The sequence below is a fragment of the Rhizobium leguminosarum genome, assembly GCF_010668065.1.
Lineage (GTDB): Bacteria > Pseudomonadota > Alphaproteobacteria > Rhizobiales > Rhizobiaceae > Rhizobium > Rhizobium leguminosarum_S.
Window position 1 is genome coordinate 1 of record NZ_WUEN01000040.1, and the last position, 887, is coordinate 887.

The 887-nt window shown below is 64.8% G+C and carries 1 protein-coding gene; it reads left to right on the forward strand.

The genetic code is table 11. The features are described from left to right. Nucleotides 1-887, forward strand: an 887-nt coding sequence (locus GR198_RS35185) for an ABC transporter ATP-binding protein (protein ID WP_164070486.1), incomplete at both ends; no start/stop codon positions are given.

Below are 887 nucleotides of genomic sequence, written 5' to 3' on the forward strand. Positions count from 1 at the left end.
GGTCTGCATCCCTCCAAGCGCGACATCGCCATGGTGTTCCAGTCCTATGCGCTCTATCCGAACATGACGGTGGCGGGCAACATCGCTTTTGGCATGGAGATCCGCGGCGTTCCCAAGGAGGAGCGTGCCAGGGCGATCGCCCAAGTCTCCGACATGCTGCAGATCGGCCATCTGCTCGACCGCAAGCCGAGCCAGCTCTCCGGCGGCCAGCGCCAGCGTGTCGCCATGGGGAGAGCGCTGGTGCGCAATCCGCAGGTCTTCCTGTTCGACGAGCCGCTCTCCAATCTCGACGCCAAGCTGCGCGTCGACATGCGCACCGAGATCAAGCGGCTGCATCAGCGCATGGGCACCACCTTCGTCTATGTCACCCATGACCAGATCGAGGCGATGACGCTGGCGACCAAAATCGCCGTGCTGAAGGACGGCGTGCTGCAGCAGTTCGGCACGCCGGCCGAGATCTATAACAGCCCCTCCAACATCTTCGTCGCCGACTTCATGGGATCGCCGGCGATGAACCTGCTCAACGCCACCGTCGAGAACGGCGCCAGCGGGCTGGAAGTCTCGCTGGAGCGGCCGAATGCCGCCCCGCTCCGACTGCCTGTCATCTCAGGCAATGACGGCCTGACCGCCTATACCGGCAGACAGGTGATCTTCGGCATCCGCCCGGAGGCCCTGACCGATCCCGATGGCGCCGACCGCAAGGCACGCTCGCTGACCGAGGGCGACTGCCTGATCGAGGTGGTGGAACCGGCCGGCTCCGACACCTTCGCCGTCACCAAGCTCGGCGGAAAATCCGTCGTCGCCCGCCTGCGCGCCGATACCGGCATCGCGCCAGGACAAAACACCCGTCTCGCCTTCAATCTCGACAAGGCCGTGTTCTTCGATCC